Raw genomic sequence first — 25,980 nt, 5'->3', positions numbered from 1 at the left:
GACCGTCACCACTCCAGTCGCTCGCCGACCGCGTCGATCGACGACGACTCGAGATCCTGATGGACGGGGAGGACGACGATCTCTCGAGCCAGCCGCGTCGTGACGTCGTAGGCCGAGTTCTCGCGGACGGTGCTGGGAAGTCGCGGCCAGGTGTGAGCGCCGCCGACGCCACGCGCCTCGAGTTCGGCGAGCAATCGCTGTGGTGTCGACACTCGAATCGGGAAGACCTGCGGACAGATCCCCGGTGGCAGTGATTCGTAGAGCACGTCGACGTTCGATCGACCGTCGAAGATCCGTTGCCACGCGCGGTAGTTGTCCCGTCGAGTGGATCGAATCGAGATCGGATCCGCGTCGTCGATAACGTACGCGGACAGTTTCGACATCGATCCTTTTCCGTTCTCGTATCGTGCGTGGGGACCCGCAGTTCCGCCCGACTGCCCGGCAACGAAGTCGTCGACCGACTGGCGGATCGTCGCGTTTCTGTCGAGCAGATCCGTGAGGAGGGATTTGCAGATGAATCGATAATCGGCGAGTCGAAGCTGATCGTCGATGCCGGCCAGCGACGACGGTTCGAACGCCTCGGCGATGGCGTCGTCGTTGCAGTAGAGGATCGCCCCGTTCGGAATCGGCAGCAGCTTCCAGAGGCTCGTGACGCCGATATCGCCACGGGTACCAAGTAACGTCCCGTTGTCCACGCTGAGCGGGGCGTGAGCGTTGTCGTCGATGTGATAGCAGTCGTACTCGTCGACGAGCGCCGTGAACTCTCGAAGACCGGGCTGTGGGAAGCCGAAGTAGTTGACCGACATGATCGCCGCCGTCTCCTCGTCGATTCGGCGCTCGATATCGGCCAGGTCCGGTGCGAGATTCTCCTCGAGGCGGTAGTACCGAGCCTCGAGACCGAGTTCGTGAAACGGTTCGACGACCGCGTCGGGGAGATAGGCGGGGAGGAGGACGTTTCCACCGGGATCGACGAGCCCCGCGAGACCGTCACGAAGGGCCGTCTTGCTAGAGCCGTAGAACGTGACGGACGCGGTATATCGCCCGAAGAAGGATTCAATACCGGCCCGTCGCGGCTCGGACAGCGACCAGCCGAATAGCGACGGACTCTCACTGATCATACGAGTGTGGTTTCGACGGACGCGTGAGGACCAACACGGCCAGACGAGTAGAACTTAGTCGAACGTCGTTTTAGTGATTGGGATAGTACTGTCGGGTGATAGTGCCGCAGGCACCGCTTACAGGGGATCGACATTGGAGACTATGACTCATTGTCCGAAGGACAGTCCGAGCTTACAGGAATCCAACAGTCAAATAACAAAAACGGGGTAGGTGTCATAGTTGGGCATGGAAGGTTCGACCGACGAAACCGACGTTCGGTTGCTGGTGGTTGGTCTCGATGCTGGGTGTCGCTCCGTTCTCGAACCGCTGTTCGAAACGGGCGAAGTCCCGACGCTCGAACGGCTAATCGAGAACGGCTCCAGCGGACCACTCGAGTCACAAATCCCGCCGTGGACAGCCAGCGCCTGGCCGTCGATGTACACGGGGAAGAATCCCGGGAAACACGGCGTCTACGACTTTCTGTCGTTCGACGGCTACGACTGGAACGTCGTCAACTCGACGTACGTTCGGGAACGGCCGCTGTGGGAGTTGCTGAGCGATCACGGGATCTCGAGCGTCGTCGTCAACGTCCCTGTCACGCATCCCCCGCGAGCGTTCGACGGGGCACTGATTCCCGGGATGACCGCACCTGAGGACCCGCCCTGTCACCCCGAGGGGGTTCTGGAGGACGTAAAACTGGCCTGTGGCGACTATCACGTTTACCCGCAGAGTACGGACGCGCCCGAGCGATCCATCGAGGGATACGAGCGGACGATCGAGTGCCGTGGAGAGGCGTTTCGATACCTCTGCCGGCGGGTCAATCCCGAGTTCGGCTTCCTCCAGTTCCAGCAGACGGACACCGTCTTCCACGAACGACCGGGCGACAAGGAAGCGATCGAAGCCGTCTACCGCGCAGTCGACCGACAGCTCGCCGAGACGCTCGAGGCGGTCGATCCGGACAACGTCCTGCTCGTCAGCGACCACGGGATGGGGAAAGTGACGGGCCACGAGTTCCGGGTCAACGAGTTCCTCCGAGAGCGAGGCTATCTCGAGGTACAAAGCGGCGGCGAAGGGATGCCCGACTGGTCGGCGGCGTGGGAAAACGACCTGCTCGAGGGTGACGGCGCAGGTGAGCGCGACGAAAGCGTCCTCGAGCGAGCCATGAACGTCGCCGCGAAAGTCGGCATTACGACACAACGGGTCGCGAGCGCGCTGGATACGGTCGGGTTGAAGGAACCGATCGGGAAACGGGTTCCGAACGAGATGATCCGTGCGGCAAGCGAACAGGTCGACTTCCCCGAATCGAAAGCTTACGTCCGGTCGAAGAGCGAACTCGGCGTCCGGATCAACCTCGAGGGACGGGAGCCGAACGGGCAGGTTCCCGAGGACGAGTACGAGACCGTTCGGGACGAACTGATCGAACAGCTGTCCGCCGTCGATACGCCCGACGGCGAGCCGATGTTCGATGTCGTCGCACCCCGAGAAGCGTACTTCGACGGGCCACACCTCGAGCAGGCACCGGACATCGTAACCGTCCCCGCCGGGTTCGACAACGCGATCGTCGCCGACGTCGGCACCGACCAGTTCGGCGAGCCGATGGAGCCGTGGAATCACAAGCAGACCGGGATCGTGGCGGCCACAGGAGACGAGTTCGACGACGGAGCCGGAGTCGAGGGAGCGACGATCCTCGACGTCGCACCGACGATCTGTACGCTGTTCGACGTGCCGGTCGACACCGCCATGGACGGAACGACTCTCCCCCTCGTCGACGGAAGCACAGAAGCGGACTACCCTGCTTACGAGGCCGACCCGATCAGCGCGACCGACGACACGGCCGTCGAGGATCGACTCTCCGATCTGGGGTACCTCTAACGATGACTATCGAGATCACCACGCTTGACGCCGAGGCGGACGCCGACGAATGGAATCGCTACGTCGAGCGATCGGACGGAACGAATCCGTTTTTCCGCGCCGAGGCGCTGCAGTTACAGGCGGAAGACACCGGTTCGACGGCGCACTTACTGGCCGGTTTCAAGGGACAGGAAGCCGTCGGTCTCTTTCCGGTCTTCGAGTACAGGAAGGGGCCGATTACCGCCGCGTTCTCGCCGGCCCCGCAGTCGTGGTCGTGTTATCTCGGGCCGTCGCTGTTGAACGTCGACAAACTCAAACAACGAAAGGCCGACCGCCGGACGAAACGCTTCCTCGAGGGCTGTATTACGTGGGTCGATCGAGAGATTTCGCCGCTGTACACCAAGTTCGTCGCCGCCGAGTTCGACGACGTGCGCCCGTTCATCTGGAACGGCTACGATGTCGAGCCGGGGTATACGTACGTCGTCGACCTCGAAGGCACCGAAGAGGATCTGTTGAAGCGGTTCAGCAGCGACGCACGGAGTAACGTCCGAAACGCCGACGAAGACGCCTACGTGATCGAGGAGGGGACCAACGACGACGTCGAGCGCATCGTCGAACAAGTCGCGAATCGCTACGAGAGTCAGGGGAAATCGTTCCACCTGAACGCCGAGTTCGCCCGCGCGATCCACGAGCAGCTCCCGGACGGCTCGATCCGGCCCTACGTTTGTCGCGTCGACGACGAGTTCCTCGGCGGCATCCTCGTCGTCGACTCCGAGCGGACCAGATATCGGTGGCAGGGCGGTGTCAAACCGGATACCGGAATCGATCTGCCGATCAACGATCTCCTCGACTGGCACGTCATGCGCGACGGCCTCCGAGACGGCGCCGAGACGTACGATCTCGTCGGCGCCGGCGTGCCGAGCATCAACCGCTACAAGGCGAAGTTCAATCCGCGTCTCGAAACGCACTACCAGATCACGTCGGGCGCGTTCGGACTCGACCTCCTGGTCGATCGCTACCAGAAACACCGATAGCGGCCCTCGACCGAGTCACGTTTGCCACGCGGCCGAATCTGTCGCCGGTCGGAGATCCGATAAGCGAATGAGTCGGCGATTCGAAATCGATCAGTCGGTGATCCGATACTTCGACTGCCGAGCGTCCTCGAGGTATACGCGACTGGTGACCAGTTCTGCGTCCTCGAGTTTTCCGAGCGCATACCGGACGGTGCGCGAACAGAGCCTCGACTCGCCGGCAATCTCTTCCTGGGTCATCGACCCCTCGTACTCGAGTACCTTGTAGACGAGTTTCGAACTCGGCGGGAGTTCTGTCAGCGAACCGCTGGCATCCCCGTCAGCCGCGTCGACATCGTCCGCATCGACCTCGGCGTCGGGTTCGGTCGCGCTCATCGTTGTCCCCGCGTGTCGGTATGGGCGGTTCGTCGCGTGGCGATACCCTTCACATCGGTGGACGACTCGATTCGTGTTCGTCCGGAAGGCGCTGTACCGATCGGAGCGGACCGTCGGCTGTGAGAAGATGACGCTGAGTGCATTCTCGTGAGCATCCAACGCGAGTGGGTCGTATATACGATAACGACAGTTCAGAAATATAGGGAGAGACTAACGGGGTCGTAAACAGTGTGCGATCCGCGGCGTACCGTTCGACGGCCGTCACCCGTCGCGTGCGATCGGGCGTGAAGCGAACGCGGGGTTCTGACGACTACGGCCAGCGAAAACGGTCGGTTGCCGGACCGGGATCCACTTCGATTCCACGTCAAACAACCAGTATAGGAGCAGCATAGGACGCAAAAACGCGACTGTACGAGGAGCCGAAACGAGCGAATCCGTCGGCGGAAACCCGACGAGATTTCGGTGGTAGGTAGTCGGACGGAGAGCCGGACGTGGCGCTATCGTACGGCTGCTGGCCGCTCGAGTGACGGCGGCAGTCGGTCACCGCGAGCGAAGCAAGTGACCCGTACCGATCGACGACGACACGCGGACGAACGAGACGTCAACAAGAGACCGTTATCGCTGTTCCTTCGGAATGAAGTCGGACGTTTTCATCTCACGGTACGTTGCACAGTCGGGACAGGCGTGGACGACGTCGCGATTGTCCCCGAAGACGCGAGCGAACTGCCGGGTGACCTGGTTTCCACAGTTGACACAACGGGGGGCAGTCGTTTGCTGGCCGGACGTCATCGGCGTCCACTTCGTGTCGGTTGGTTCCGTCGACATCAACAACTCGTAGCCACAGAACGGTATTTACTATAGACAGCATAATACCGCGTCAAGGAGGGTCACGGTGAATTCAGCCGAATTGTTTATCGCAAGAAGACAGTCCAGAGAACAGCAGTTTCACACCCTCGCTCGGCAGAAATTCAATATTTCTGTACAGTAATGGTCCGTTTTACCGGGTGGCGACCGCCGCTGGCCGGGGTGTAGCCCCACGGCCGATTAGACGGCCCCAGTGAGGCGGTCGGTCCGGCGGGGGCGCCCGGACAAGTAGTCTGGTCGGACCGACGAAACGACGGCCTTTTTCGACCGGCAATCACCTGCGATTCCCCCGAAAATCGAACGGCAACGGTAGCAACCGTATAATTATCCGCGAAATTAGGGGAGGAAGACGACATGCAAGCCGTTGTGCCCACGGCGGGCGAAGGAACGCGGATCAGGCTGCTCTTCGCGGCACTGCCGAAATCCATGCTGCCCGTCGGCGCGGGGAAGGGCGTCTCGAACCGCCGTCGCGACGGTGCCGACATCGAGGTAACCGTCAAAGGCGAGAGGGTCTCCACGGGCCGACAGCGATTCGGTGTCGTGGCTGGCGACGGCGCGGAGACGGAAATCGGCACCAACCTGACGCCGGGACTGAAACTGACGACCGGCGCGAAGACGCAACCCGGCGAAACCGTCGAACAGGATCGATAGCGCGGGACCGGCTGTTTTCGACGCTCTATACGGAGAGCACGGCGCTCGAGTGAACCGTCCATCGCAAGTGTGGGCTTTATTCAATTGCGAATTGGTATCACATGTGGAGGGGGCGACCGACGGCGATACGATCGAGGCACCCTCCAGGGCGGTTCCGACTCGACCGAGTGCGGGTCACGGGTCGGTGCCCGAAGAGGCCGTGTGGACCCGAGACTATGGGGGTGGTTTCGGTTCCGACGGCGTCGACGACTCGTACTCGTCTCCGTCGACATCACTGCACACCGTGCGTCGAGCGATGCGATCGGGGCGGTCGAGCGCGGCGACGCGACCGCTCCTACTCGATATTGACGCGAGCCGCTAATGGGGAGCCGAACAGAACCGAGGGGTCGAAGCTGAACTCATTCGTTCGCAAACGCCGGATACAAACAGCGACCGCACAGCGCCATCAGAATCGATTCTCGAGCGGTTACTCGACGGTGACGCTCTTCGCTAAGTTCCGCGGCTTGTCGATCGGTCGGTCTAAGAGATCGGCCGCGTAGTAGGAAACGAGCTGGAGCTGGACGTTCGCGAGCAGCCCCGCGAGGTCGGGCTCGGTTTCGGGGATCGCGAGGTGGGCGTCGGCGATGTCGACGGCCCGATGTCCATCCGGACAGACCGCGACGACGGGTGCACCGCGAGTCTGGGCCTCCTCAGCGTTCTTCAACGTCTTCTCGTCTTCGACCCCGTTGAAGACGGCAAACACCGGCGTGTCGGGGGTCACGAGCGCGAGCGGACCGTGCTTGAGCTCGCCGGAGGCGAAGCCTTCGGCGTGCTCGTAGGTGATCTCCTTGAACTTCAGCGCGCCCTCGAGCGCGACCGGGAACCCGAGTCCGCGGCCGATAAAGAAGTACGACTGACTGTTCTCGTACCGCTCGGCGATGGCTTTGGCATCCGACTGTTCGAGCAACGCCTGGAGCGAGTCGGGCATCGCCTCGAGCTCCGGCAGGAGCGACTCGAGGTTCGCGGGCACCTCGCCGTGTAGGTCGGCGGCGATGCGCTGGCCCAGCAGCGTGAGCATCACGGCCTGCGAGGAGAACGTCTTCGTGGCGGCGACGCCGATCTCCGGCCCGGCGCGGATGAACAGCGCCTCGTCAGCCTCGCGGGCGGCCGTCGAGCCGACGACGTTCGTGACCGTCAGCGTCGACGCGCCCTCGGCTTTCGCGTGTCGCATCGCGGTCAGCGTGTCCGCCGTTTCACCGCTCTGGGTGACCGCAATGACCAGCGTGTCGTCGTCGATCGGTGGCGCGGAGACGCTGTACTCGTTGGCAAGCAGCGCGGTCGACTGGACGCCGGCCTGTTTCAACGCGAGCGAGCCGTACAACGCCGCGTGGTAGGACGTCCCGCAAGCGACGAACTGGACGCTGTCGATATCCGCGAACGTCCCCGGCTCGAAGTTCTCGAGGGCGATCCGTCCGTTTTCAGGATCGATTCGCCCCTCGAGCGCCTGGGCCAGCGCCGTGGGCTGCTCGTAGATCTCCTTGAGCATGAAGTGGTCGTACTCGCCTTTCCCCGCCTGTTCGGGGTCCCACTCGACCGTCTCGGGCTCGCGCGTGACGGGTTTGCCCTCGAGGTCGGTGTACTCGACGCCGTCCTCGTCGACGATGACGACGTCGCCGTCCTCGAGGTAGACCACGCTGTCGGTGTACTCGAGGAATGCCGGGACGTCGCTGGCGAGGAAGTACTCGCCGTCTTCGATACCGACGACCAGCGGCGAGCCTTGTCGGGCGGCGTAGAGGACGTGCTCGCCCGAGAGCATGGCCGTGACGGCGTAGCTCCCCTCGAGTTCGTCGATGGCCGTCCGGAACGCCGTCTCGTTGTCCATTCCGTCGTCGAGATAGAACTGGATGAGATGCGGGATGACCTCGGTGTCAGTGTCGCTCGTGAACGTGTGACCGTAGTCGGCCAGTTTCGATTTGAGTTCGGCGTAGTTCTCGATGATCCCGTTGTGGACGACGGCGACATCTTTCGTCTCGTCCGTGTGAGGATGGGCGTTCGCGTCGGTCGGCGGGCCGTGCGTACTCCAGCGGGTGTGCCCGATACCGACCTCACCTTCGAGCACCGTATCGCCGATCGATTCTCGCAGTTCGTCGACCTTCCCCGACCGCTTCTGGACGTCGATACCGGTGCCGTTCTGGACGGCAATTCCAGCCGAATCGTAGCCGCGGTACTCGAGGTTCTCGAGTCCAGTCAACAGCGGTTCGAGCGCGTTTCCATCACCGACGCGGCCGATTATTCCACACATTAGAAACTCACCATCCGAACGGCTGCCCGGGGAGAGACGCTCCCTCGGACGACGTTGCGGTTTGCACAGTAAGCGGGACGACGGCTCGGTCTGCACGCGGTAGCATCGGCCGAACGCGGGCGAACGTTCGCCCGTGACAGCCGTGATCGTGTCATCGGGAGTCGGTCGTCCATGGGGGCTGTTCGAGAGAGGGGACGGTGCACGGACATGATACAGACCTGCCCACCAGCACCCATTACTATAGACGGACTACTGGTCCCGGTAGCTAGGGGGTAACAGCCAGTGACGAATATCCACCCTTAAATATCAATTTTCGATACAGTAACGTGTTCGGAAGGGGTTTTGGAATATTCGTCCAGTTTGCGGTGGCGGTACGAAGATAGTTCGTCCGATGGGCCTTGCAAAAACCAGTATGTCAAGCGAACAGCGTCACAGCGTTCGAGTGTGGAAGGCCGACGTAACAGTATCAACGGCCAAACGACACAGTACGGAGAACGAAACCGTGCCAGTTTTAGTCACGATACTTGTTAGCAAGGGAACGAGTAGACGACGAACCACATCGAAACGAACAAACGTGAATTGATGGCAGGAAATGCCGTAGAAACCACTTACGTAGGCAGCTCCGCGTCCTCGGTCCGGGAACAAATTGAACGCTTATCCGCATCCGTCGTTCCAAATAGGACATTTTATTACCTATCCGGCCATTTTCTCGCAACGATTACGCTGCTCCGACCCGAAACCACACGAAAGTGGCATCGTTTGCCGGAACCGTCGCCCGACGCGCCGCCGGCGACACCTCGATGCAGACGGGGCCAAATCCGTGAATACGAGCGTTCGAACCACCGATGAACACGCCACTCGTCGTCGACGCGCTCGGTCTCCCGCTCGATCAGCCGGTGCTGGTCTTTACGATCGCGATGGCGATCTTTCTCGTCGGCCCGCTGCTGGTCAAACGGCTTGGCCAGCCGGGAATCGTCGGCATCGTCATCTTCGGTGCGGCCATCGGGCCGGGCGCGCTCGAACTCGTCGAACATTCAGACGCGATCGTGTTGCTCGGAGAGGTTGGACTGATCTATCTGCTATTCACCGTCGGTCTAGAGGTCGACATACAGGGGTTCAAGGAGGCTCCGGAGAACGCCGCCCTGTTCGGACTGGCGAGCTTTTTCATCCCGTTTATCGTCGGTACCGTCGCGACCTACACCCTTCTCTTCCCAGATAACCTGTGGGCCGCACTGTTGCTCTCGTCGGTGTTCGCCTCGCACACTTTGCTCGCCTACCCGGTCGTCAACCGCCTCGGCGTGACGAAGAATCGGGCCGTCACAGCCGTCTTCGGCGGTATTCTCTTCACCGACACGCTCGCACTGGTCGTGCTCGCGATCGTCTCCGGGGCCGTCGAGGGCGAACTCACCGTCTGGCTGTTCGCGCAGGTCTTCCTCGCGCTCGTCGTTCTCTTCGGGGCCGCCTGGTTCGTCATCCCGCCGATCTCGCGGTGGTTCTTCCAGAGTTTCAGCGAGGAGAGCTACTTCGAGTTCCTGTTCGTCATGGTCGCGATTTTCGCCGCGGCCAGTCTCGCCGAGATCCTCGAACTCGCCCCCATCCTCGGCGCGTTCGTCGCTGGAATCGCGCTCAATCAGCTCATTCCGGAGGGTGGCACGCTGATGAACCGCGTCGAGTTCGTCGGAAACGCCTTCTTCATCCCCTTTTTCCTGTTGCACGTCGGCATGCTCGTCGATCCGAGCGTCATTCTCGACGGTCCGGAGACGCTGCAGATCACCGCGCTCATCGTCGTCGTCATGGTGGCGACGAAGGGGGGTGCAGCCTGGCTCGTCGCCACGATTCAGGGGTACACGGCCAACGAACGAAACGCCATTTTCGGACTCTCAGTCGGACAGGCGGCCGCCGCGCTGGCGATCACGCTCATCGGGTTCGAAGCCGGGCTGTTCGGCTCCGAAGTGCTCAACGCCGTCGTCCTGATGTTGCTCATCACGGCTCTGATCAGTCCGTGGCTGACCGAACGGGCCGCGACGAGCCTCGCCCTCGAGCGCGAGGTCGGCGAAGGCGACGACAGCGCGAAGGATCCCAACATCCTGCTTCCGCTGTCTCGCAACGCCGAACTCCAGCAACGGCTGCTCGAGCTCGCGTTCGTGATCAAAGGCGAGCGCGGCTCCAGCCCGGTGCACGTGATGACGGTCGTCCAGCCCAGCGACGATCAGACGACCGAAACCGAAGTCGCGAGGGTCAACGACGAACTCGAGGGACTCGCCGCCGCGGGGAGTGCCGCCGAGGTCCCGATCGAAACCGAGACGCGGGTCAACCACAACGTCGCCTCCGGAATCGTACAGGGGTCGGTCGAGGTCGAAGCGAACCAGATCATCATGGGCTGGGACGCCGCCTCAACGTTCCGCCACCGGATCTTCGGAAGCATCATCGATCAAGTGCTCAAACGGACGACGCTCCCCGTCCTGATCTCGCGATTGGGCCACCCAATCAACACCACCAAACGGATCTTCGTCGTCGTCCCGATCGGTGCCGACCACCACGAAGGGTTCTACGAGGCCGTCCACATCGTCAAACGGATCGCCGCGAGCCTGGGCGCAGAGCTCCACGTGATCGTCGTGGAGGGCTCCGCCCACCAGTTCGAGCAGCTGTTCGAACTCGTCGAAGAGGACGCCACGGCCGAGTTCAGCGAACTCGGCGACTGGGGCCAGCTCCTCCCGACGCTCGAGGACGAAACCGATGACGACGACCTCATCATCGCCATCTCCCCGCGTCGTGGCGACGTCGGCTGGCACAACGAACTCGAGAACCTACCGGCCCGGCTGGCCGAGATGCCGCCGGAATCGTTCATCACGATTCACCCGCGCCAGGGCGAACCCGAGTACGACCGCCAGTATCTGCGGCTAAAGTAAGGGGCGGACTCGAGCGACGAATCGATCGAATTGGCTTCGAATTTGATCGGTTTTCGTCGATATGCGGACCGGTTCCGGGCTCGAACACACCACGGTTCCGGTCCAGACCGCACACAGGAACGGTCTCGGGGTGGGTCCGGAAACGACGGTGGCTCGGGCCGACTCTTTCATATCAGAATTAGAGAGTATTTGCCAGGAAGTTGCGAGCGAACCGGCACACCTTTGGCAGTCACTGCGAAAGATAGGGTATGGGTTTTGGTAGCTACGACGAATCCGAACAACAGCAGCAGACGGCCGACGACGATGACGACGTAGAGGCCGTCAACGTTCACGAGAACGATCACGACGGGAAGATGTCGTTCGAGTCCGACGCCTCGACCGACGAACTCGTCTCACAGCTCGACGCGATGAAAGACGACCCGGACGAGGAAGACGAGTAACCGACCGCCGCCGGGCGACTCGCCGTCCGTAGCCGAAGTCGACGTCGCTCGCTACCCGGCTCGAGCGGCTCGTGACGACGAATTCTGACCTTTTCGCGCACAAGTCACTATTACTGTCGAGTTGAACCGATAAAAAACGGACCCGTCGAGTCGACCTGTTTCTCAACAGAAGGCGCTCAAGCGACCTGTGGGACGGTCAGCACAGCTTCGACGCACAGAGTTCGCCGATCGCTCGACGAAGCCGCTGGGAAACCGCCGATTTCGAGACGCCGAGTCGGTCGGCCAGTTCGTCCTGAGAGATGCCGCGAGGGACGTCGAAGTAGCCCTCGTCGTAGGCAACTGCGAGCAGTTCTTGCTGTTTCTCCGTCAGTGCGACGACGCCGTCGTCCTCGTCGTCCGACACGCGTAGGTGGTCGACCGTCACCGAAATGTCGCGCTCGCGGCAGTAGTCGTTGAACGCGACGAGGTTGTCCCGACTGGGGAACTGAAGTTGGACGAGCCAGCCGTCGCGCGAACTCGAGAGTTCGAGCAGCCGACCGTCGGACTCCGCCGTCTGGGCAATAAAGGGAATCGCCCGGCTGGTGAGTTCGACGCGATAGACGCGTCGGTCGGGGTAGCGGTCTGCGAGAATCGGCTCGCTGATCGTCGGGTCCATTTCGAGGGCGCTCTCGAATCCGTCGAACGAGTCGCCGAAGACGCTACAGAAGACGAGCGTTCGGCCCGTGCCGATCGTCGTCCAGTACTCGGGCTCGACGGTAACGTCGGGTGCGCGACGCAGCGTCGGGCGCAGGAACAGCGACGAGTGATCGAGACGGAGCTGGGTGACGATTCCGCCGTCGGCCTGAGACCGGACGCTGGTCCGCTCGTGTTCGAACTCCGTACTCTCGATGCTCACAGGTGAATCCCCCATCCGGGCAGATGGCGGCTGTAATTCCTCGTTACCACGAACTCGCTCATTGAATGCCAAATTCGACCGCGAGTACATGGTGGTAGACGCTATATAGGAAATCGACGTGCCGCCGATACGCTATATCTATTCATCCGCCGTTCGTCCAGAGTGTTTTTATCCGATGGAAACAGCCGGTTACACCGCGTATTCATCGACAATCCGAGCAGTAATCAGGTACTACCCGCCGGGAGGAGGCGAAATCGCCCGTGACGCCGTCGGCCAGAGCGGCGGGATCACGACTCGTCGTCACCGCCGCGCTCGTCGAACAGCAACGCGAACAGCTTATCCTGGGCGAGTCGGAGGTGACGACTGAACGTCGGCTGTGAGACGCCCAGCGATTCGGCCACCGCCTCACCGGTGCTCTCGCGTGGCCACTCGAAAAAGCCGCTGTAGTAGGCCGTCTCGAGCGTCCGGAGCTGGCGCTCCGAGAGCCGACTTCGGAGTTCGGCGTCGAACGGGCGAGCGGATCGCGTGGATCGGTCGCGCTCGCGTCGAGCGACCAGCTCCGCTCCCGCATACCGTCGCTCGACCATGCTGACGAACGAGCGGACGTCGACGGTGCTGGGAAGTTCGACCACGAGCCGAGTTCGGTCGTCGACCGGGAGAACCGACCGCAACGTCCCGCCGTGGTTCGCGAACGGCTCCGCGACGGACGGCGCCGTGAGCACGAACTCGAGAAGGGAGTCCTCGGATCGCTCGCCGACGAGTCGGCCGGATTCGACCCCGGAAACGGTGTCGACGGCCGCCCGAATCGAGGCGTCGTCGGCCGCTGGGACGGTACAGTACACCGTCGATCCGCCGGACGACCGGGGAATCACCGCCTGCACGTCGAGCCGTCGGTCAAGTCGATGGGCGATCGCCGACAGGGGCTCGTCGTCCTCCCGGAGGAGGAGTTCGAGTTCGGTCAGTCGCTCGGCCAGCAGCGCCCGTTTCCGTTCGACAGCCGCGATCGCGTGGCTGGCGACGGCCGCGAGGTGAATACAGATCTGCCGCGTGACATCGTCGAACGCGGACGGCCGGTCGGCGAACACGGTGAGTACGCCGTAACAGAACTCGTCGGTCACGAGGGGAACGGCTAGAACGGACCCAAAGCCACGTTCGGTCGCCCGTCGACGCCACTCCGTGCCGTTCGGTGTGGTGTCCTCGCCACCGATATCGGCGACGGCCGCCGGCTCGAGCGTCGCAGCCGCCACCGCCGTCGGGTGGTCCGGCTCCGCGGCCGCCATCGACACCGACACCGACTCGAGGGACGCACCGTTCTCGCCCGCCCACGTGTCCGGCGTGATCCGTTCGGAGCCGGTATCGACGTGGCCGATCCAGGCCAGTTCGATCGACCCCGGCGTTTCCGCGAACGGAAGCGAGACCAGCGCGTCACAGAGCGACTGCTCGATCTCCCCGCGGCTCTCGCTGGCGAGTACCGTTCGCTCGATCGCTCGCAGGCGCCGACAGCGAGCCACGACGCCCTCGAGTCGCTCGAGTTCCGAGCGGGACGACCGGATCGTCGAGCCGCGTTCGAGCGACTCGAGCGTGATCGATGCTGCCCGCGCGACGACCGCGAGCGGCGTTCGATCGTCCCCCTCGAACGCCATCGGATCGGTGCTGGTAGCGAGCACGACGCCGTGTCCGGCGATCGGAACCGCGAGGATTCGCTCGGCGCGGATCCCCGTCTGCGCGAAGAGCGACTCGAGTTCCGACCGGTCGAAGACGGTCGTCGGCCCGGCCCGGCTCGCGTCCGCTCCCCCGTTCGCGTCCGCGTCGGCGTCCGTCCCGTCCGCCCGATAGATCCGGTCGAGCAGGTCGCGATCGATCGGCGGGAGTCCGACCGGCGAACTCACAGCCGTCGTCGCGACTGCCGCCGGCCTGAGCAGGTTGTCCTCGAGGAGGTACCAACTCGCGAGGTCGGCGTCGGTGCACTCGAGGACCGCGTCGACGGCTGCCTGGCGAACTGCGGGACGGCTCTCGGCGTCGGACATCGCCGCGATCGACCGGTCGATCGCCGATAGCGCGCCGGCGGCGGATCGTTCCCTGTCGCGGACGACACAGAGCGTTCGATCGTCGTCCGGCAACGGCGTGACGAACACGTCGACAGCTCGTTGCTCGTCGCCGAACGTGAGCGTCCCCGTGACGGGCTCCATCCACCGGACGACGGACGAACGGGCTCGCTCTCTGATCGTCGCCGCAAGCTCGTCGTCGAAAACATCGTCCAGGTCCCGATCGATGAGCGTCGCCGCGTCCGCCGACTCGAGCAACGCCGTGTTGGTGAACTGAATCGTCGATCCCTCGAGGACTGCGATCCCGTCTTCGAGTCCGTCGACGATCGACTCGAGCAGGTCGAATCGTTCTCGGTCGACAGCTGCGGTGTCGCCCTCGGCCGCCTCGCGTGCGTGCACCGTGACACCGTTGTCGCCGGGGTAGACGGAGACCGCGAGCCGCGTCTCGAGCGACGGGTACGGAGTCTCGAACTCGACGACCGACTCCGAGGCGGCGGCCTCGAGGAAACGCTCGTAGAACACTCCCCGAACGCTTTCGTCGAGGAGGTCCCAGACCACGGTTCCGGGCAACGTAGAGCCGTCCGCGTCGAACAGCCGTTCGGCGGCCGCGTTCGCGTACCGAAGCTCCCACTGTGGTCCGAGTGCGAACAGCGGCTCCACGAGGCGCTCGAGCGCCGGCCGAACGCCGCTGTCGGCCCCGACGTCGCCGGTCGAGGTCTCCGAGAGCGTCAGCACGACGCCGCCGACCAGCGGGTCCGCAAGGCGGTTGCTACACGTCAGTTCGTAGGCGTGCCAGGTGCCGTCGCCGTGGCCGATCCGGACGGCGACGCGGTCGGTCGTCCCGAACGGAGCCGCCGAGACCGCATCGAACACTTCGGTGAGCGTCTCGCGGTCGTCCGGATGGACGAGTTGAGTGAGCGGCGTCCGCTCGAGTTCGTCCGGCGTGTACCCCAGCCGCGGCTCGACGGCCGCGCTGGCGTACTCGATCGTCGCTGAATCGTCGACCACCCAGACGAGCGCGTCCGAGCGCTCGAGGATCGATCGGTCGCGGCGGACCGACGCGGTCTCGAGCCGGTAGCGCTCGGCCGCGTTCCTGACGCGGGCGGCGACGAGCGACTGGGGGTCGTCGGCGTCGAGGACATCGATCGCACCCGCCTCGAGTACCCGGTCGACTGCGTCGTCGTCATCGTCGATCGAACCCGCCTCAGCTACCGCGATAACCGGCAGCTCGCCGCCCCTCTCGCGAATGTTCTCGATCGGGAATTCGTTCGAACCGCCCTCGAGCGGAGCGACGACGCAGTGAATATCGAGGTGCATCAGCCGGGCGAGTCCGCTCGAGACCGAGCGCTCCCTGACGAGCGAGATCGAGTCGAACTGCGAGGAGAGCGCGTCCATCGCCGTGTCGACCGGCTGCGAGTCGCCGATCACGAGTATCCGAAGAACGTCGCCAACGGCGGTTGGAGTACCGTCGCTCACCGGACACCCACCTCCGCACGGGACGGGACCGCGGACGCGAGCCGGGAGATGGACGACGAACGGGAGCGTAGTCGACCGGTCGCCGGCCGACAGTGGATCGTCGTAAACCGACGGAACACGATAGGACACCTATCGGTCGCTCGGCGGTTAATTATCGATCGCGTATCGGACGCTAGTGATCGATTAGGGCGACGCTGCTGTCCGGCGGGGACACCTGACGAAGCGGTCGAGCTTTACTCCGCCTGATCCCGGACCGTGACGACCGGAACCGGCGCGTTTCGGACGATCTCCTCGGCGACGCTGCCGACGACCAGGTGATCGAGCCCGGTCCGTCCTTCGGTGCCAACGACGATCATATCGATCGCGTTCACCTCGGCGACGTCGACGATCTCTTCCTGTGGGACGCCGTGACGGACGGTCGTCGTCACCTCGAGGTCGCGCTGTGTCGCGGCCCGTTCGGCCTCCTCTAGGGCCTCCGCGGCTTCGCCCTCCGTATCCGAGCGCATGGCATCTTGCTTTTCGCTACTGTGCGGGCCGTCCTCGGACACCGAGACGATGTGGAGCGTGGCCCCGAGCCGGTCGGCGAGTTCGATCGCGTGCTCGGTCGCCTGTCGAGCGCCGTCGCTGTCGTCCGTCGCGAGTAACAGATCCTGATACATGACCTGAACGTTCACCGGACGGGCGGAAACATATCGCACTTGCCGTTGCCGGGAGTCTATTCGGCCCTCGAGCAGGGGACTCGGGGGACCCGGTGGTTTCGGGAGACGGTCGCAACGTCGCGATGAGTTCGGAGTGGAGACGGAGACGTCGAGTCCCCGCTCGTCGTCTCACGTCGTAGGCGTGACGTTCTGGTTCAGGCTGAAGCGGTTCGTCGGATCGTACTCGTCTTTCAACGCAACGAGTCGGTCGTAAGCCGATCCGAACGTGGTTTCCATCAACTCGTCGTTGTCCTCTAGCAGGCCTGGAAAGTTCAGGTAGACCGACCCGTCCGAAAACTGTCGCATGTCGGCCAGACAGTCGCGGGCCCACTCCACGTTCGCGGTATCCCGCTCGGGGTCTTTCCAGTTCGCTTCGACACCGAGGAGGTACGGCGCGTGCCGACCGGCGAAGGAACTGTCGTCGATATCGACGTCCGCGATCGCACCGCCGAGTTGCCAGATATCGACGGTCGAGAGCGGTGAGGGGGCAGCATCGGCCCAGTAAGCGATCCGGTCGATGGCCGGTTCGGAGAGGCCGTCGAGGTAGATCGAGGTCCAGTAGTATCGCATCCCGTCGGGGTAGTCTTCGTCGAGAACGCGCTGGAACTCGACGTACGGCATTGTGTCGCTGAGATCGGCGATCGGCTCGGCGAACTCCCGGAGCGGTGCGAGCGCGCGCTCACCGTCGGCAGCCGGACCGGCGTAACAGCCCATGATAGCGAACTTCTGTTCGTGAACCCAGTCAGGCGGAAACAGTTCAGCCTCCGGAAGTTCGCCCGCGAAGACGAGCGTGCTAACCGCGTCGGGCGCGTTCGAAACGAACGCTCGATACGCTCGCAACACCGACGCGAGTCGATCACCGGGGTAGAACACCAGACACGTCGCGACGTCCGGCCCGACGGGATGGAGGTCGAACTCGAATCCGGTCACGACCCCGAAGTTGCCACCCCCACCGCGAAGCCCCCAGAACAGGTCCGGATTCTCGTCCGGGCTGGCGGTAAGGAATTCGCCCGTCGCCGTGACGAGTTCGACGGACGCGACGTTGTCACAGCTCAACCCGTATTTGCACCGAAGGTGGCCGAGGCCACCCCCGAGGGTAAGTCCCGCGACGCCCGTATCCGAGACGACGCCGCCGGGCGTCGCCAGCCCGAACGCCTGGCACTCGTGGTCGACGTCGGCCCACGTCGCGCCGCCCTGGACCCGGACCGTCCGGTTATCGGGGTCCACCCACACGCCGGTCATCTCCGAGAGGTCGACGACGAGTCCGTCGTCACAGACGGCCGTTCCGGCGACGTTGTGCCCCCCACCCCGGACCGCCACGCGGAGGTCGTACTCGCCGGCGAACTCGAGAGCGCGAGCGACGTCCGCCGCGCCTCGACACCGAACGATCACCGCCGGGTACTTATCGATCATCCCGTTCCAGACCCCACGGGCGTCGTCGTACGCGGTATCGTCCGGCAGAATTACGTCCCCGAGCACGCCAGCCCGAAACTGCTCGATCCGTTCGTCGCCGATGGTGGATTGGTCCATACCGAACGATCGGCCCCGAGGGCGTTAGCCTCAGTTATCGAACGTCGTTCGACGCAGTAGGCCCGTCTCAGGTCGTGAACCGTCTCTCACCGTGCGAACGGGATACCGTTACTATCCGTGCCACCGTCACTCTAGCTACTGGTCCACATGGAATTCCAGAAAGACGATCGCCCAACCGACGAGGAACGCCCGCCCCCCGGCTCCCCGATTCTGGAGGCAGTCCTGGAGAACGCTCGAAATCAACGCTACCTCGGGCAGCGACTCGGCGCTGCGGACGACCGCGTCGACACGGACCTGCTCGGCGACATCGTTCGACACGGACCGGTTCTGGAAGCGCTTCGCGCGGAGCCGCTCGACCGCCGGGAGATCGAAGCGCGCCTGGACGTCTCGAGAGCGACGAGCCACCGGTTCACGCAGTGGCTCGGTGAGCAGGGATTCGTCGAAAAAGCCGAGGGACGATTCCGGCTGACCGGACGGGGTGAGGCCGTCACCGACGAGGTGCTCCGGTTCGAAGCAAACGTACACACCGTCGACCGTCTGGCCCCGCTTCTGGACGTGATCTGTGAAGACCACCAGGAGTTCGTCCTCGAGCCGTTCGTGGATGCGACGGTAACACTCGCCGAGCCGACCGATCCCTACCAACCGGTCGAGCGGTTTCTCTCGCTGCTGAGTGAGTCCGAGACCGTACGGGGGTTCAACACGACCCACATGGCCCCGCTCGCTCTCGGCGAGTTCCACCAGCAGATTTTCGAGGAGACCGACACCGAAATCGTCTATCTTCCACACGTCGCCGAAACACTCTTTCAAACGTACCCGGAGCGTGCCCGAGAGGCGATCGAACGCGGCCACCTGACGCTGCGGACGCGCGCCCGGTTGCCCTACGGTCTCGCGATCTTCGACGAGCGAGTCGGGATCGGCGGCTACGACGAAACCACCGGACTCATGCAAGTGTTCGTCGAGACGGATTCGCCGATCGCGTACGAATGGGCCGAGCGGGTCTACGCATCGATCAGAGCGGATTCGAACCCGCTGGACCGGAGTTTACAGCGGCCCCGCTCGGACGACAAGTGAGTTCAGACGCCGCTGGACGGTCGGAAGGAGGGGGACCACCGGTACCGTACTAAAGCTGGGGCTGTTCGCGTCCTTTCGCCTGTAAAGAGCCTCGAGTCGACGAACTCAATCCGTCGACGGCACCGCGGGACTCCGCAACCTCGACCAGCAGATCGGAGAGGTTCACCAGATCCGCGACGTACGCCTCGCGTCGCCGCTGCCAGCGGGCCGCGGCGTCGTCGTCCGTGAGGACCTCGAGCGAGCGCTCGAGAACAGCCTCGTACTCGTCGAACTGCTCGGCGAGGCCGGCGCGCTCGAGTTCCTGGAACTCGCCGTACTCGTGGTCGTCGGTGCCTCGGTACCGGAAGGCGGGCGTTCCCAGCAGCGCCGCCTCGGTGGCCATCGTCCCCGTATCCGCCACCAGCAGCGACGCCTCGGCCATCGCATCGTGGATCAGCGCGGGGTGGAGATCGTACGACCGGGCGGGAAGGTCGTCCAGATCCATGTCGTCGCCCTCGTCCGAGACGAAGACGGTCGCGTGCTCGCTCAGTCGTTCGATCAGATCGCGGCGCTGTTCCGGTTTGAATCCCTCGAGCGTGGCGTCGTGGAGCGCGTCGAGCGCGTTGAACCGAACGAGGACGTACGGTTCGTCCGGGTCGACGCCGAGATACTCGCGGACGCCCTCGTCGCGCTCGAAGACATCGGGGTGGAGATAGGCGCACTCCTTGAACCCCTCGAAGGTGTAGTGGGCGTCGCCGAGGTCCCGGCGGGTGACCGCCGGCGAGAGGATGCAGTCGGCGAAGGGCCGCGAGACGGCGTAGTTGAAGTCGCCCGGTTCGTCGTCGAGAACGAGGACGACCGGCGTGCGCGTGAGCGTGCCCGCGTAAGCCGCGTAGGGTCCTCGTCCGAAGATCACGTCCGGATCGAACCGGCGGGCCTCGCGCCCGATCGTCACCACCTGTCCGCCGAGTTCGCGGGCGAACCGGAGCTTCGAGTAGCGATCGGTCCCGTGGCCGCCGTAGACCCGGTACGGCATGTCGAAGAACTCGAGTAGGTCCGTGGTACAGGCGTACTCCCGCGTGAGAACGCGGACGTCGTGTCCCGCGTCCTCGAGGCGGTCGACGGTATGTCGATACAGGTGGACGTGTGCAGGCGTATTGGCGAAGACGAGGATCCGCATCGACAGACTGTATCCGTCTCTGAACCTTTGTAATCGTACAGCTACCCAACATGATCCGCTGTGCGGAAATTCAGCGTCGATAGATGGCGGTCGTGACGGGGGAGAAACGACTCGGAAACGGATATCAGAAATCCGCTACCCCCCGGCGGACGACAGCACGGCGAGGTTCAGTCACCGAATACTGACTCCGGGACGAGCGAATCGCGCGTCGGCGAGACGATTCAGCGCCGCTACAACGACGATACAGCGGGCAAAGAGCGGATACGCAGCTAGCGCACCGTTCGATCGAATCGAACGAACGGATCGGTTCGGGATAGCCGCCGACGTATAAGAGTACGTGAAGAAAAACTCGAGCGTCCGCGTCCGACGGCGCCGTTCTCAGCAACTGAAACGAAGATAGTCGGTGATTGCGTCTCGGCGGGCGCGGGCTGTTCGCTCTATAACAAAACGCCGGTCGCTGGTAGCTGACAGCCAGTCGGCTAATGCACGTCCTCACCCTCACGAACAGCGCCGACGCACCGTTCATGAACCAGCAGATGGCCGAACTCGAGCGCCGCGGCGTCTCCTTTACGACGCTGTCGGTGTCGGGCGACGTGGACGCGACGACCGCGCGCGGACCGACGGACTACCTCCGGACCGTCCCGAAGGTCATCAGCGAGTCGAGCCGCGGCTACGATCTGATTCACGCCCACTACGGGCTGATGGCCCCGATGGCGCTCGCCCAGTTCGGAACGCCGGTGGTGCTGTCGCTGTGGGGGTCGGACGTGCACGGACCCGTCAAACCGGTCAGCAGCCTCTGTGCGCCGCTGTGTGAGGAAGTCATCGTGATGTCCGAAGAGATGCGTGAGGAGCTCGGACGCGATGCCCGGGTGATCCCCGACGGGGTCGACCTCGATCGGTTCCAGCCGGAGCCACAGGAACGCGCGCGCGAGAAGGTCGGCTGGGACGACGCCGGCGACGCCTACCAGGTGCTGTTTCCCTATCCCCCCGAGCGCGAGGTGAAGAACTACCCGCGAGCGCGCCGGATCGTCACCGCGGCCGACAACTTACTCGATCGACCGGTCGAACTCCGGACCGTCCACGGCGTCGACCACGATACCGTCCCGGACTACATGAACGCCGCGGACGCCCTCCTGTTGACCTCCCACAGCGAGGGGTCGCCCAACTCGGTCAAGGAGGCGATGGCCTGCAACCTGCCCGTCGTCGCCGTCGACGTCGGGGACGTGCGGGAACGGCTGGCCAGCGTCGAACCGTCGTGGGTCGGAACCAGCGACGAGGAGCTAATTACGGGGCTAATGGACGTCCTCGAGCGCGGGGAGCGTTCGAACGGTCGCGAGGCCGCGAAGGAAGTGAGTATCGAGCGAACGACGGAGCGGATACTCGAGGTTTACGAGCGAGTCGCCGGCAAACAGGCCCAACGGGTGCGGGACGCGCCACAGATCGAGTGATCGCTCGAGGGTGGCGGACGCCGCGCAAATGGCAAAACATCGTTTCCGTCCCAAAAACTATTTTTCCACAGCGCGTAGGGATTCGTATGGACCAGAGCGACCCGCAGGTGTCCGACATCGACCCGTTTCCGGAGACGGACGCCCAGAGTAACGTAAACGACACCGCCGAACAGGAGTGGAAAGCCGCGACGACGGCGTTCGAACGCGTCGACGCGGTGCTCGGGCGGACGACCGAGTGGCAGAGTGCGAGCGAGATTGCGAATCGAGCCCGCGTCTCGGAGCCGACCGCTCGAAAACACCTCGTCGCCCTGGCCGACTCCGGACACGCGTCGACGAACCAAACCGGGAACGCCACGCAGTTCCGACGCGATCCCGATCGACGACGGCTCGAGCGCGTCCAACAGCTCGCCGACGAGCACTCGCGACCGGAACTGGAACGGGCGATTCGAGAGATGAAAACGCGTGTTCGCGAGTTCGAAGACGAGTACGGAGCGACGAGTCCGGAAGAGCTTGTCGACGGTTTAGAGCCGGACGACGAGGCGGGATGGAACGACCGCTCACGGTGGAAGACAACGCGCCGAAACCTCGCGTTCGCGAAGACGGCGCTCTCGTTCAAGGAGACGCGGCTCGTCGATGCGATGAGCACCGGTGAAGACGGCGCCGTCGAAAAGAATGCCTGAGGAACGCGGTCCGATCGACTGGGATGCGTTGCAAACCGTCGAACGCGTCTTCCGCGATCGGCTGGACGGGCTGGTGACGGCCACGGAGTACGTGCCGAACGCTATCGACCCCGTCGAGTTGCGCCTCTCGATCGGCACCGGATTCGACACGGACAGCAGCCGGTTCGACGTCCAGTGGTGGACCAACCACGGCTACAAGTACCACTACAGCGAGCGTGACCTCGAGTTCCGATTCGGCTGGGAGATCCGTCCGAAGTCGCAGTATCCGAAAAAACACTTCCACCCGCCCGAGAACCCGTCCGCTCATCGCGAGTCCTGCATCACCCACGAGGAGCCCGAACTGGTCACGCTCGCCGTACTCGCGTGCTGGTGGAACGCCCTCGAGGCCGACGATCCGTCGGTTTTGAACGCGACCGAAAATCCGCCGTGAGAAACCGGTTCAAAACGACGTTCGACGCTACTGCACGTCCTCTCGATACCACGCCATCGTCTCCGGCAGGTGGGCTTCGATCGGCTGGTACTCGTAACCGAGTTCGCGCTCCGCCTTCCTCGAGGTGTAGAACATCCGCTGAGTCGCGAGTTTGGCCATCTGTCGGTCGAAGGGGAACACGCGCACGTCGGCGACGGCGCTGGCCGCTTCCGCGACCGGACCGGCCGCGTGGATCGCCATCGCTGGAACCGGAATCCGGGCGGGCGACCCGTCGGTGGCGTGGGCGATCCGCGAAACCGCCTGATCGAACGTCAGGTTCTCGCCGCCGAGGATGTAGTGTTCGCCGCTGGTTCCCCGTTCGTCGGCCAGTAGCAGGCCGTCGACGACGTCCGAGACGCCGACGATGCTCAGCCCACCGGGCAGGTACGCCGGCATCGTCGGCTCGAGCCCCATCGCCAGCAACTGGGCGGTGAACTCCTCGTCGCCGGGGCCGAAGATCGAAGTCGGGTGGACGGTGACGGCGTCGCCGCCAGCGCTCGCGTACTCGTCGACCAGTCGCTCGGCCTCCGCCTTCGATTCCTGATAGGCACCGATCGGCTCCGCCACGTCCGTCTCGTCGGCGAACTCGTCGTCGCCCGACTGCCGACGCGTGCCGGACGTGCTGGTGAAGACGAGTCGGCCGACATCGCCGGCTCGACAGGCCTCGAGGACGCGCTCGGTCCCGTCGACGTTAACCCGGTGGACAGTTTCGGGGCCGGCGCTCCAGAGCCCGATGCCGGCGAGGTGGAAGACGGTGTCCGCGCCGTCGACCAGTTCGCGTAGCGTCTCGTCGTCGAAGAGATCACCGACGTACCAGTCGATCCCCTCGAGATCCGGGCGATCCGAGGTGGGGCGGCTGAGCCCGCGAACCTCCCAGCCCTCCTCGAGCAGGCGTTCACAGAGCGCCGAGCCGAGAAAGCCCGTCGCGCCGGTGACCGCCGCGGTTCGCTGGTCGGTCATCGTCCACTCTCGAGCTGTGGCGGGACGGCGTCACCGGCCACCCGCGCGTAGAGTCGGTAGGCGAGCGTCACGGCGGGGTGGGTCTCGTCCCGCGGCGGGAGCTCCCCGTTCGGGAGCCGGCGTCTGAGCGTCGTGAGGTCGACATCGGGACCGGTCCCGCCGGTGTTCTCGACGGTGATCGACGGTTCTTCCACGCCAAAGGCCGAGCGGAGTACCGGATCCTCCTCGATCGATCGCTCGAGCAGCGACGAGGCGATCGCGTCGACCCGCTGTGTCGGCCCGGCGAACAGGGTGTCCGCCGCGATCGGATCACCGGCGTACGCGGTCGTCGCGTCCAGCACCGAGAGGGCGGGTTCGACCGTTCGCGTCGCCGCGACGGCCGTCGAGTCGGCGTCGGCCGCGCTCGAGACGAGTCTGCCGAGCGCGCGCATCCCGCCGGCGACCGGGCCGGTTTCGGTCGGGCGCAGCGTCGGGACGACCACGACGGTGCTGTCGAGGAGTCGCTCCGGCACCGAGACCGACACCTGCTCGTCGTCCACGGTGACGACGCTGTTGCGCCGCGACTCGTCCTCGAGGTCGACGATCTCGGCGCCGAAGCGCTCGACGATGTCGGGATAGCTAAGATACTCGGCGGTCCGGTCGAACGCGATGCGATCGTCGCTTGCCCCGGCGATAGCGACGTCGGCCTCGGTCCAGCCCGCGAGGTGGTCGGCGATCGAGCCGACGACGGCGGGGTCCGTGACCATCCCCGTGGAGGGGTGGAATGGATAGTGCGCGTCGGGGACGATCGTGATCCGGTCCGTCGCGGTGAGCGAGCTAACGTAGGGCTCGAGGACGGACCGAGCCGGCGACTCGAACGACGCGAGTCGCGCGTCGGTGTCGGCGATCCATCCGCCGCGTCGGTCGGTCGCGTCGACGCCGGCCACGTGAACGCTCACGTCATCACCTCCGGTGGCTCGAGCTCCGCACCGTCGCCCTCGGCCGCGAGTTCGTACGCGGTTTCGGCCAGTTCGAGCGTTCGCAGGCCGAGTTCGCCCCCGACCGGCGGTTCTTCGTCGTTCCGAATCGCGTCACAGAAGTCTTCCAGCGCGTCGTAGTGGGCCTGCAGGTAGAACGTCGGCCCGAAGACGTCCGGCTCGCCGCCGGTGAATCGGCTCGCGACGTTCGAGAGTGCGGCCTTGGCCGCGCCCGCGTAGAAGTTCCCGGGCATGTGCGCTTTGTTACTGATCGTCCCCGTGACGCCCTCGAGTCGCAATCGGGTATTGACCTCGGGTAGCTGTTCCCACTGGTAAGTCCCACAGTGGAGGTTGATCGTCGTCTCCGTCTCCGGCGCGCGGAGCAACACCGTCGCGGCGTCCTCGGCCGGAATGTTGAGGGTTTTCCCCATCGTCGCGTCCTGGACCTCGAGGTCGCCGAACAGCCACTCGAGGAGGTCGAAACAGTGGACGCCGAGTTCGATGAGCGAGCCGCCGCCGGCGGCGTCGGGATCCATCGGCCAGGCCGGCGGGGCCTCGTCTGCGGGCGGCTTTCCGAGCGGGTGATCGTTGAGCCGCGTGATCGAGGCGTAGGGGACGTGCCCGACGCTGCCGTCGTTGTACTCCGCCTTGACGCCCTTCATGTCGGGCTGGTAGCGGAGCGTGTGGTCGACGCCGAGCGCGATGTTCGCCTCGCGGGCAGTCTCGATCATCGCCTCGGCTTCCGCAGCCGTTCGCGCGAGCGGTTTCTCGACGAACACGTCGACCCCGGCTTCGGCGGCACACTCGACCGCGTCGGCGTGGAGGAACGGCGGCAACGCGACCACCGCGGCGTCGAGGTCCTCCTGCTCGAGCAGCGTGGTGTAATCGTCGTACGTTCGGGTCGCGCCGGCGCTAGCGGCCTTGTCGCGGTTCGCCGGCATCGCGTCGGCGGCCGCGACGACGTCGACGCCGGGCATCGCGAGTGCCGACTTCAGATGTACCATGCCGATGTTTCCGACACCGAGGACGCCGAGTTGCAGCGCGCTCGAGTCGGACCACCGGTCGAGAAAGGGTGGAGCCATTCGGTCGAAAA

General features: G+C 64.3%; 20 protein-coding genes and 1 pseudogene. 9 read left to right on the top strand and 12 right to left on the bottom strand.

Annotated elements, in window-relative coordinates:
* Nucleotides 1–5: 5 nt before the first annotated feature.
* Nucleotides 6–1,118: a DegT/DnrJ/EryC1/StrS family aminotransferase gene (locus NATTI_RS0124120; protein WP_006090874.1), complete on the bottom strand. Its 1,113-nt coding sequence runs from the start codon at nt 1,116–1,118 to the stop codon at nt 6–8.
* Nucleotides 1,119–1,344: 226 nt separating this feature from the next.
* On the opposite strand from NATTI_RS0124120, the gene NATTI_RS0124115 reads away from it, so the two are divergent.
* A complete protein-coding gene (locus NATTI_RS0124115) occupies nt 1,345–2,970 on the top strand; it encodes an alkaline phosphatase family protein (protein WP_006090875.1) in 1,626 nt (541 codons plus the stop codon).
* A gap of 2 nt (nt 2,971–2,972) precedes the next feature.
* Nucleotides 2,973–3,983, top strand: coding sequence for a lipid II:glycine glycyltransferase FemX (locus NATTI_RS0124110; RefSeq protein WP_006090876.1), 1,011 nt, complete (start codon nt 2,973–2,975; stop codon nt 3,981–3,983).
* A 90-nt stretch (nt 3,984–4,073) separates the two neighbouring features.
* Here the strand turns inward: NATTI_RS0124110 and NATTI_RS26845 are convergent, their stop codons facing one another.
* Together NATTI_RS26845 and NATTI_RS0124100 are read right to left on the bottom strand one after the other, a co-directional pair.
* Nucleotides 4,074–4,355 (bottom strand): ATP-binding protein, encoded by a 282-nt coding sequence (locus NATTI_RS26845; protein WP_027119299.1) that lies wholly within the window; start codon nt 4,353–4,355, stop codon nt 4,074–4,076.
* A gap of 615 nt (nt 4,356–4,970) precedes the next feature.
* A complete protein-coding gene (locus NATTI_RS0124100) occupies nt 4,971–5,180 on the bottom strand; it encodes a DUF7563 family protein (protein ID WP_006090878.1) in 210 nt (69 codons plus the stop codon).
* A 477-nt stretch (nt 5,181–5,657) separates the two neighbouring features.
* Here NATTI_RS0124100 and NATTI_RS0124095 point away from each other — a divergent pair.
* Nucleotides 5,658–5,870 (top strand): annotated as a pseudogene (locus tag NATTI_RS0124095) (glucose-1-phosphate thymidylyltransferase); the annotation flags it as partial.
* A 466-nt stretch (nt 5,871–6,336) separates the two neighbouring features.
* Here NATTI_RS0124095 and glmS read toward each other — a convergent pair.
* The gene (gene glmS, locus NATTI_RS0124085; protein WP_006090881.1) at nt 6,337–8,151 is read right to left on the bottom strand and encodes a glutamine--fructose-6-phosphate transaminase (isomerizing); all 1,815 of its coding nucleotides are present in this window, start codon (nt 8,149–8,151) and stop codon (nt 6,337–6,339) included.
* A gap of 845 nt (nt 8,152–8,996) precedes the next feature.
* On the opposite strand from glmS, the gene NATTI_RS0124080 reads away from it, so the two are divergent.
* Nucleotides 8,997–11,060, top strand: a complete 2,064-nt coding sequence (locus NATTI_RS0124080; protein WP_006090882.1) for a cation:proton antiporter — start codon at nt 8,997–8,999, stop codon at nt 11,058–11,060.
* Nucleotides 11,061–11,308: 248 nt separating this feature from the next.
* Complete coding sequence (locus NATTI_RS0124075; RefSeq protein ID WP_006090883.1) at nt 11,309–11,500, top strand: DUF5786 family protein; 192 nt, start codon at nt 11,309–11,311, stop codon at nt 11,498–11,500.
* Between the two features lie 196 nt (nt 11,501–11,696).
* On the opposite strand, the gene NATTI_RS0124070 is transcribed toward NATTI_RS0124075, so the two are convergent.
* The 4 genes from NATTI_RS0124070 to NATTI_RS0124055 all read right to left on the bottom strand — a co-directional run bounded on the left by NATTI_RS0124070 (nt 11,697) and on the right by NATTI_RS0124055 (nt 18,144).
* Nucleotides 11,697–12,410 carry a helix-turn-helix domain-containing protein gene (locus NATTI_RS0124070; RefSeq protein WP_241434355.1) on the bottom strand — a complete coding sequence of 238 codons (714 nt, stop codon included), beginning with the start codon at nt 12,408–12,410 and terminating at the stop codon, nt 11,697–11,699.
* A 272-nt stretch (nt 12,411–12,682) separates the two neighbouring features.
* Nucleotides 12,683–15,916, bottom strand: coding sequence for a bacterio-opsin activator domain-containing protein (locus tag NATTI_RS0124065; RefSeq protein ID WP_027119298.1), 3,234 nt, complete (start codon nt 15,914–15,916; stop codon nt 12,683–12,685).
* A 233-nt stretch (nt 15,917–16,149) separates the two neighbouring features.
* Nucleotides 16,150–16,575 carry a universal stress protein gene (locus NATTI_RS0124060; RefSeq protein ID WP_006090886.1) on the bottom strand — a complete coding sequence of 142 codons (426 nt, stop codon included), beginning with the start codon at nt 16,573–16,575 and terminating at the stop codon, nt 16,150–16,152.
* Nucleotides 16,576–16,743: 168 nt separating this feature from the next.
* Nucleotides 16,744–18,144: an FAD-binding oxidoreductase gene (locus NATTI_RS0124055; RefSeq protein WP_006090887.1), complete on the bottom strand. Its 1,401-nt coding sequence runs from the start codon at nt 18,142–18,144 to the stop codon at nt 16,744–16,746.
* A gap of 147 nt (nt 18,145–18,291) precedes the next feature.
* Here NATTI_RS0124055 and NATTI_RS0124050 point away from each other — a divergent pair, with 147 nt between their 5' ends.
* On the top strand, nt 18,292–19,215 hold the full coding sequence (locus NATTI_RS0124050) for a helix-turn-helix transcriptional regulator (RefSeq protein WP_006090888.1): 924 nt from the start codon (nt 18,292–18,294) through the stop codon (nt 19,213–19,215).
* 49 nt (nt 19,216–19,264) lie between these two features.
* On the opposite strand, the gene NATTI_RS0124045 is transcribed toward NATTI_RS0124050, so the two are convergent.
* Nucleotides 19,265–20,374, bottom strand: coding sequence for a DUF354 domain-containing protein (locus tag NATTI_RS0124045; RefSeq protein ID WP_006090889.1), 1,110 nt, complete (start codon nt 20,372–20,374; stop codon nt 19,265–19,267).
* Between the two features lie 482 nt (nt 20,375–20,856).
* Here NATTI_RS0124045 and NATTI_RS0124040 point away from each other — a divergent pair, with 482 nt between their 5' ends.
* The 3 genes from NATTI_RS0124040 (at nt 20,857) to NATTI_RS0124030 (ending at nt 22,932) form a co-directional block, all read left to right on the top strand.
* Nucleotides 20,857–21,822 carry a glycosyltransferase gene (locus NATTI_RS0124040; RefSeq protein WP_006090890.1) on the top strand — a complete coding sequence of 322 codons (966 nt, stop codon included), beginning with the start codon at nt 20,857–20,859 and terminating at the stop codon, nt 21,820–21,822.
* 86 nt (nt 21,823–21,908) lie between these two features.
* The gene (locus NATTI_RS0124035) at nt 21,909–22,502 is read left to right on the top strand and encodes a DUF7342 family protein (RefSeq protein ID WP_006090891.1); all 594 of its coding nucleotides are present in this window, start codon (nt 21,909–21,911) and stop codon (nt 22,500–22,502) included.
* Nucleotides 22,495–22,932 carry a hypothetical protein gene (locus NATTI_RS0124030; protein WP_006090892.1) on the top strand — a complete coding sequence of 146 codons (438 nt, stop codon included), beginning with the start codon at nt 22,495–22,497 and terminating at the stop codon, nt 22,930–22,932. The genes NATTI_RS0124035 and NATTI_RS0124030 overlap by 8 nt, the downstream gene beginning before the upstream one ends.
* Before the next feature lie 27 nt (nt 22,933–22,959).
* Here NATTI_RS0124030 and NATTI_RS0124025 read toward each other — a convergent pair whose 3' ends face one another.
* Genes NATTI_RS0124025 through NATTI_RS0124015 form a run of 3 tightly spaced genes read right to left on the bottom strand, consistent with a single transcriptional unit; the run spans nt 22,960 to nt 25,969 of the window.
* On the bottom strand, nt 22,960–23,931 hold the full coding sequence (locus NATTI_RS0124025; protein ID WP_006090894.1) for an NAD-dependent epimerase/dehydratase family protein: 972 nt from the start codon (nt 23,929–23,931) through the stop codon (nt 22,960–22,962).
* On the bottom strand, nt 23,928–24,869 hold the full coding sequence (locus tag NATTI_RS0124020) for a DUF362 domain-containing protein (RefSeq protein WP_006090895.1): 942 nt from the start codon (nt 24,867–24,869) through the stop codon (nt 23,928–23,930). Before NATTI_RS0124020 ends, NATTI_RS0124025 begins: the two co-directional genes overlap by 4 nt.
* Complete coding sequence (locus NATTI_RS0124015; protein WP_006090896.1) at nt 24,866–25,969, bottom strand: Gfo/Idh/MocA family protein; 1,104 nt, start codon at nt 25,967–25,969, stop codon at nt 24,866–24,868. Before NATTI_RS0124015 ends, NATTI_RS0124020 begins: the two co-directional genes overlap by 4 nt.
* Between the last annotated feature and the right edge of the window lie 11 nt (nt 25,970–25,980).

Origin of the sequence: Natronorubrum tibetense GA33, assembly GCF_000383975.1 — an archaeon.
In the GTDB taxonomy this organism is placed as follows: domain Archaea; phylum Halobacteriota; class Halobacteria; order Halobacteriales; family Natrialbaceae; genus Natronorubrum; species Natronorubrum tibetense.
Note: the sequence above shows the minus strand (reverse complement) of the source record. Positions and strands in the feature narration are given on the sequence as shown.

Excerpts from the sequence above, each read along its gene's own strand:
- NATTI_RS0124115 (WP_006090875.1), top strand. The coding sequence starts at position 1,345 with ATGGAAGGTTCGACCGACGAAACCGACGTTCGGTTGCTGGTGGTTGGT.
- NATTI_RS0124035 (WP_006090891.1), top strand. The coding sequence starts at position 21,909 with ATGGACCAGAGCGACCCGCAGGTGTCCGACATCGACCCGTTTCCGGAG.
- NATTI_RS0124075 (WP_006090883.1), top strand. The coding sequence starts at position 11,309 with ATGGGTTTTGGTAGCTACGACGAATCCGAACAACAGCAGCAGACGGCC.
- NATTI_RS0124110 (WP_006090876.1), top strand. The coding sequence starts at position 2,973 with ATGACTATCGAGATCACCACGCTTGACGCCGAGGCGGACGCCGACGAA.
- NATTI_RS0124100 (WP_006090878.1), bottom strand. The coding sequence starts at position 5,180 with ATGTCGACGGAACCAACCGACACGAAGTGGACGCCGATGACGTCCGGC.
- NATTI_RS0124050 (WP_006090888.1), top strand. The coding sequence starts at position 18,292 with ATGGAATTCCAGAAAGACGATCGCCCAACCGACGAGGAACGCCCGCCC.
- NATTI_RS0124080 (WP_006090882.1), top strand. The coding sequence starts at position 8,997 with ATGAACACGCCACTCGTCGTCGACGCGCTCGGTCTCCCGCTCGATCAG.
- NATTI_RS0124060 (WP_006090886.1), bottom strand. The coding sequence starts at position 16,575 with ATGTATCAGGATCTGTTACTCGCGACGGACGACAGCGACGGCGCTCGA.
- NATTI_RS0124015 (WP_006090896.1), bottom strand. The coding sequence starts at position 25,969 with ATGGCTCCACCCTTTCTCGACCGGTGGTCCGACTCGAGCGCGCTGCAA.
- NATTI_RS0124025 (WP_006090894.1), bottom strand. The coding sequence starts at position 23,931 with ATGACCGACCAGCGAACCGCGGCGGTCACCGGCGCGACGGGCTTTCTC.
- NATTI_RS0124040 (WP_006090890.1), top strand. The coding sequence starts at position 20,857 with ATGCACGTCCTCACCCTCACGAACAGCGCCGACGCACCGTTCATGAAC.
- NATTI_RS0124070 (WP_241434355.1), bottom strand. The coding sequence starts at position 12,410 with ATGGGGGATTCACCTGTGAGCATCGAGAGTACGGAGTTCGAACACGAG.
- NATTI_RS0124030 (WP_006090892.1), top strand. The coding sequence starts at position 22,495 with ATGCCTGAGGAACGCGGTCCGATCGACTGGGATGCGTTGCAAACCGTC.
- NATTI_RS0124045 (WP_006090889.1), bottom strand. The coding sequence starts at position 20,374 with ATGCGGATCCTCGTCTTCGCCAATACGCCTGCACACGTCCACCTGTAT.
- NATTI_RS0124120 (WP_006090874.1), bottom strand. The coding sequence starts at position 1,118 with ATGATCAGTGAGAGTCCGTCGCTATTCGGCTGGTCGCTGTCCGAGCCG.
- NATTI_RS26845 (WP_027119299.1), bottom strand. The coding sequence starts at position 4,355 with ATGAGCGCGACCGAACCCGACGCCGAGGTCGATGCGGACGATGTCGAC.
- glmS (WP_006090881.1), bottom strand. The coding sequence starts at position 8,151 with ATGTGTGGAATAATCGGCCGCGTCGGTGATGGAAACGCGCTCGAACCG.
- NATTI_RS0124055 (WP_006090887.1), bottom strand. The coding sequence starts at position 18,144 with ATGGACCAATCCACCATCGGCGACGAACGGATCGAGCAGTTTCGGGCT.